The 5,867-nt window shown below is 45.5% G+C and carries 6 protein-coding genes; 4 read left to right on the top strand and 2 right to left on the bottom strand.

The genetic code is table 11. From position 1 onward, the window contains the following. The coding region (ndk, locus tag F6K51_RS34905; protein WP_293030062.1) for a nucleoside-diphosphate kinase at positions 1-403 on the top strand (403 nt) is incomplete at its 5' end. Positions 404-514: 111 nt separating this feature from the next. Here the strand turns inward: ndk and F6K51_RS34900 are convergent. Further along, positions 515-1,273: a DUF475 domain-containing protein gene (locus tag F6K51_RS34900; protein ID WP_293030057.1), complete on the bottom strand. Its 759-nt coding sequence runs from the start codon at positions 1,271-1,273 to the stop codon at positions 515-517. 297 nt (positions 1,274-1,570) lie between these two features. On the opposite strand from F6K51_RS34900, the gene psaM reads away from it, so the two are divergent. Beyond that, positions 1,571-1,666 (top strand): photosystem I reaction center subunit XII, encoded by a 96-nt coding sequence (psaM, locus tag F6K51_RS34895; RefSeq protein ID WP_075900824.1) that lies wholly within the window; start codon positions 1,571-1,573, stop codon positions 1,664-1,666. Between the two features lie 1,164 nt (positions 1,667-2,830). Then, positions 2,831-3,208: a hypothetical protein gene (locus F6K51_RS34890; protein ID WP_293030052.1), complete on the top strand. Its 378-nt coding sequence runs from the start codon at positions 2,831-2,833 to the stop codon at positions 3,206-3,208. Between the two features lie 174 nt (positions 3,209-3,382). Here F6K51_RS34890 and F6K51_RS34885 read toward each other — a convergent pair whose 3' ends face one another. Next, entirely contained in the window at positions 3,383-4,087 is a 705-nt protein-coding gene (locus F6K51_RS34885) for a tetratricopeptide repeat protein (RefSeq protein WP_293030049.1), read from the bottom strand. 390 nt (positions 4,088-4,477) lie between these two features. Here F6K51_RS34885 and F6K51_RS34880 point away from each other — a divergent pair, with 390 nt between their 5' ends. Further along, positions 4,478-5,434 carry a hypothetical protein gene (locus F6K51_RS34880; RefSeq protein WP_293030046.1) on the top strand — a complete coding sequence of 319 codons (957 nt, stop codon included), beginning with the start codon at positions 4,478-4,480 and terminating at the stop codon, positions 5,432-5,434. The last annotated feature ends 433 nt before the right edge of the window (positions 5,435-5,867 follow it).

Here is a 5,867-nt window from a genome sequence, read left to right as displayed (position 1 = left end):
TCTTGTTGGTCAAATCATCCAGCGTTTTGAGACAAAAGGTTTTACCTTAGTTGGGCTGAAGCTGATGAGCGTCAGCCGTGAACTTGCCGAACAGCATTACGCTGTTCACAAAGAGAGACCTTTCTTTGGTGGACTAATCGAATTCATCATCTCTGGTCCTGTAGTAGCAATGGTTTGGGAAGGAAAGGGAGTAATTGCTTCCGCAAGAAAGATTATTGGTGCTACCAAACCTCTGGAGGCTGAACCAGGAACTATTCGGGGCGATTATGGGTTAGACACAGGTCGCAATCTTATCCATGGCTCAGATGCCATTGAGACAGCGCAGCAGGAGATTAGTCTTTGGTTTAAGGAAGAAGAGCTCGTTAGCTGGGAACCAACCATAACCTCTTGGCTTTATGAGTAACAGTAACATTCACCTTTAAACGGCAAGTCCAACGCTCTACCCATGTTTGGTGAGCGTTGGTATAATTGATTGGGAGATGGGGGAATTTTTACCGACTCTTGTCAAAAGCAGTTAGCGGCTAGCTTCTTTTGCCCTTTGCTCTTTCCCCAAAGCCGCTTGCCCTTCATTTTCCACAGGAATTGACTCCAGGTCTGGGGTCTTAGACTTTTCAGAAAATCCCCACATGAACACTAGGGCAATGGCAGCAATCATTAACCATTCCGGTGGCACTAATTCCGGTTTAATCGCTCTGACCAACAGGCGCAATCCCACAAAGCCCACGGTGATGTAGCCAGCATCCTCCAGATAGACATACTCTTTCAACCAACGAATAAATAAGCCCGCCATGAAGCGCAGGGTAATTACCCCAATGGTGCCACCAGCAATAACCAGCCAGGTCTGGTCAGAAATTGCGATCGCTGTCGTGACACTATCCAAGGAAAAAGCTAAATCCGTTACAGCAATTAGGGGAATTGCCTGCCATAGAGAAGTAAACTTCGGGCCATGATGGTGATGTTGTTCATCTTCATCAGAGGTGAAATACTCAAAGACCAACCAGAGCAGATAGGCAGCTCCCAATAACTCAAACTGCCAAAACTGCACTACCCAAGTGGCTGTGAGAATCAAAGTGATTCGTAGGACATAGGCAACTGCTAAGCCCAAGTTAAGAGCATGGCGTTGAAGTTGTTTGGTCTCTAAGCCTTGGGAGATCGCAGCTAATGCGATCGCATTATCAGCAGACAGTACAGCTTCTAGTGCGACCAGAATCAACAAAACCACAGGACCCTCAAGCCCAACATTAAACGATGAGTTAAGAATTTGGTCTAGCATTAAAAATTCTTAATGTCTTAAAAGGTTAACTTAGTCTATTACATAGACTTAATCGCCTAAATTGCTAAAACTTTGATATCTAATTTAATTAATCTTAACATTATAATCAGAATTTTAGTGCGCTGCGACCCCAGGGAGGTTCTAACGCCCACACCGAACCTGCAGCAAGATAAAGGTAATAGCTGTGAAGGATTCTAGTATCTGGATAGGACAAGTTATTGTGATAGAATTCCAGAACTAGCCCAATTAGTTGGCTAATGGTATAGAATATCGCTCAAATAAAGGAGATTGTATACGATGGCTATTTCAGATGCGCAAGTTATCGGAGCTCTATTACTGGCTTTGCTTCCGGGATTTCTAGCATTCCGGCTGTCTACCGAACTTTACAAATAGTGCTGGGAAGCTCAAAGCCTTGCTCCTAAGCGGCTCGGATCTAGAGCGGACGAAGGATAAACAAAATAGTTTCAGTGACACCACCGATAATCCTAGATTATCGGTGGTGTCACTGAAACCAATTAATAAATCGCGAAGCCTCATTAAAGCTAGTGAAATCCTTGACACTCCCTCACGCTCATCACGCGATTATAGTGTTCGCGTAGCGGCTCCTAGGTCGCTGGGATTCTTAAGAGCATAAAACTCTTAATGGCTGAGCCAAACAGCCTCTAGACTCTCTGACAAAATCATTGAGCTTTCTTCCCTCTTGATCTACGCTTTTAGCAGCGGCTTTTCAGCTTGCGCGCAAACCGGCACCTTTTGGGTGCATTAATATTTTTTAATCTTAGCAGAGCTCATCAAGAAGCGCAACAGATTGAGTCTCCAATTTCCAAGGGTCAGAAGTTACCCCAGCGAGCAATCCCTCGCTGGGGCAGCCTTTATGGTTGGTCGGCTATGGGTAAAAGGGTTAAAACTTTATGATTAAGGCCAGAGACGAAACCTTAGGAGAGTGGAGCCTTTATGGTTAGTCGGTTATGGGTAAAAGGGTTAAAACTTTATGATTAAGGCTCCACTCTCCTTACGGTAACTTCAAACCTTATTTTAAGGTTTCGTCTCCGGGCTGTGTGGGTCACCTGCGTCCACACCCTATACGCCCCCTTTCCCACGCTTCATACGCGGGTATAACGGGAGGGGAATTGGAGTTGAATGATGGCTGCCAACGCCAGTCTACCTGGGAAGGTTAATAGATATTTCCTATATTATAAGCAATAATTCGGAATTATAGCAGAAGTCAGAAGTCAGAAGTCAGAAGTCAGAAGTCAAACTCTTGCGCTTACTTAGGTTTGAGACTTTTGTCATGTCCGCGCCTGCCCTGGCGACTGCTATATTATCCTGACTCGAAGCTCCTGTCCCCTGGATTGGAGTCAACACCAGGAAACTTATGTGATCAAACTCACATTATGCTAAGCTCTTAGTCTATTTGGGGGTTTGATTCTTCCATAAAGACTATTTTTTAGCTAAATTATCTGGCTAAATAAAAGGTGCATACTAAAAACTCTATCTTAATCAACCCAATAATAAACCCAAGGGCGCTGGTGTGCCAGCGTGGCATTGTAAACGGAAATGAACGCAATCCAAACCCCTCACTCAACTCGGGTACCATCAAAACCTCGCCGAAGAGTTCCTCGAATCAAGCACCGTCCGCAGCGACAGTCTTACGGGGCAGTTGCTGGTGAAACTACGGCTAAGTTACTTGTTAACCTAGTTCTCTGTGCCGCTGCGATTACCGCACTAATGGAACTATTGCCTTATCATCTCTCACAGCAAGCCAAGTTGCGAGAAGTCAAACGAGAGGTGAAGCGAACTGAAAGACGAGTGAATAACTTGCGCCGTGAATTCAGTCGCTCTTTTGACCCCAGGCAAGCCCAGAAAGTAATGCGAGAGCAAAGCTTACGACGTGATCCGAATCAGGTTCAGGTCGTCTGGCAAGATCCAGACTGAGGGCCAGACTTAGGGCATGGAAATTAGTTATACTTCCGGTGGGCATAAACTGAGCTAAAGGTAATCGGTCCAGCTTGCTCGGTGCGTTCGCGTAGCGTGGCCTACGGCCAAACGCGCCCCGCGTCTCCTAGGTCGAATCGCTCTTTGGGAGGCAAGAGCTCATCACTAACCCCTTCAAGCTCTCAGTGGCTTAAGCAAATCATTGATCCAATTTTCCACTTTCTCGCGCAAGGAATCAGAAGAACCGGACTTGGGCAGCCACTTCAGAGCCTTTTGATAGTCGCTGATGGCACAGTTCCAGTCACCCCTGAGATGGTAAGTACGCCCTCTCTGGGCATAGACATGGTCTTCCAGGCATCCTAGCATTAGAGCCATGTCAAGGTTTTCTAGGGCTAAATCGTACAATCCCAATTCCCGGAAGGTGATCCCTTGGTTAATCCAGGTGCGGATATTTCCCGGATTGATATCAATAGCTTGCTCGTAGTCGGTGAGGGCTTCAGCCAGTTGCCCAACTGATGCATAATAATTAGCGCGATTGTTGTAAGCACTGTCCAATGTTGGATCAATTCGCAGTGCCTGATTGTAATCAAATAGGGCTTTGTAGGGCTGACCACTTTGGAAATACAGCAATCCCCGATTGTTGTAGTCTAATGCACTGGTGGGATTGAGATTAATCAACTGGGTTAACAATGCGATCGCACTGCTGTAATCCCCTTGTTTCACTTTCGAGTTTGCTAAGGTGCGCAGGCTTTTCACAGAGTGTATGTGGCTTTTTCTAGGCACTAGCTTCACTGGTGCTAAATGCCTGTGGTTTTTAGGGGACATTGGGAACCACTGTCGATTTTGGTTTTGCCGATTTAGAAAAGTAGGAGCATTCATATTTGCCTCAACCTCATTTGCAGCCTATCTAGATTCAACCTTACGGCTAACAGCACCCAGCTGGTTGGTCTTAATGTGTCACTTATTCATGCGTCTTTGGTGTACCCAAGAAAACCATCCAGATTGTCCCTCGGACTTGGGACTCTTCTTTGAAGACTACAGCAGTAATATGACAGTTTCCTGAAAGACGAATTAATTTTGTGGGGATTATTTTATAGAGGGGCTGGGAGTGGACACTTTTGGTAAGATGCACAATTCCCTAGGGGTTTGGGGTTTGGGGTTTGGGGTTTGGTTGTCATTACTGAAATGCAGCTATAGCAGAAAGCGGATAGATGTGTTCAAAATAGTATAGTTACTATTCCATAGCATCCACTCTCAGGAGGAAATCCTGTGCCATCCCTTCCCCCTTCAATTCCACCTGTGTCTTCGCCCCCAACCAACCCATGGCTGCGAATGGTAGGGATGTGGCTAGCAGTTGCTGTCATTGGTGCAGGGCTAGGTTGGTCATATCAAGAATGGCAAAGTTATCGAAATACACTATTACGCTTAGAAGAGATTCAGAAGCACCGATCAGAACGGGAATATGAAGAATGCATCAATAAAGCCACGACTATTCCTGAAAAGTCGCCTATATATCAACAGACTCAGCTTATTTTCGATGAGTGTGCCCAGAAACTATTTGGCAAAGCTAAGATACTAGCTGCAGCGAACCAATTTAAAGACGCAATTATCGAGGCCAATAAGCTGACCCCAGATAGTGTTCCTTACCAAGAGGCACAACAGATAATTAATCAGTGGTCTAAGAGCCTATTTCAGAAAGCTACCAAGCTGTATCAGGAACAAGGGAAGCTCAATGAAGCCATTGCTCTAACTCAAGTCATCCCTGAAACTACTCTGATTCGTCAAAAATTACCGGAGACCATTGCCCAATGGAAACAAGAGTGGGCTGTGAATGTATCGATTCGCAAACAAGCACTTCAAGCCCTGGAGGCAGGTCAATGGCAACAGGCTAAGCAAAACGCTAGGAGGGTGACCACTAGCTATTGGCAAAAGAAAGTTGAACCAATTATAGACAGGGCAGATGCTAAAATTTCTACCATAGAAGCCCACAAAGAAGCTCAACGAGTCAGACGACAAGCCCAGCAAGAGGCTCAACGAGTCAGACGACAAGCCCAGCAAGAGGCTCAACGCATAGCCAGAGAAAAAGCACAACAACAAGCTCAGGAGCAGGATCGACGTAGACAGCAATGCATTAAGCTGGTAACCAAATACACTGAAGAGAATGAGTGGGCTCTCAAAGAGTATGAAAGGTTAAGATGTGATGATTTTCCCCATGAGCTATTTTAACTAAGCCATCGGGTTGTTCTGATCCTAGAAACTAGGTCCATTGGATGGGCTTGATGAGGCATTAAGTACCAGAACTTAACCCAACATCTAACACCTCAGACCTAACACCTGACACATCATACCTCATACCTCACACCTCATACCAAGTTGCGGTCAAACGTACAACTTTCTCTTCCCCCAATCTCCCAATTTCCCTATCTCCCTATCTCCCCATATTCCCCTCCTGGGAGCAGGGCTGTTTCATTATAGAGTAAAAAGCTGTATAGTTAAGCAATAGCCGGAAAAACCGGGCTAATTTCCCTTATCTGCCATGGATCATGGAGAAAAGCTTAATCGACTATCTTAAAGAAATACCTGATCATCGCAATCCTCATGGTCTTCGTCATCCTCTGTGGCTGGTGCTTTTAATCATCATTATGGGGATGATGAGTGG

Origin of the sequence: Moorena sp. SIO3I8 (assembly GCF_010692325.1) — a bacterium.
Lineage (GTDB): Bacteria > Cyanobacteriota > Cyanobacteriia > Cyanobacteriales > Coleofasciculaceae > Moorena.
This window is presented reverse-complemented; position numbering and strand designations above follow the sequence as displayed.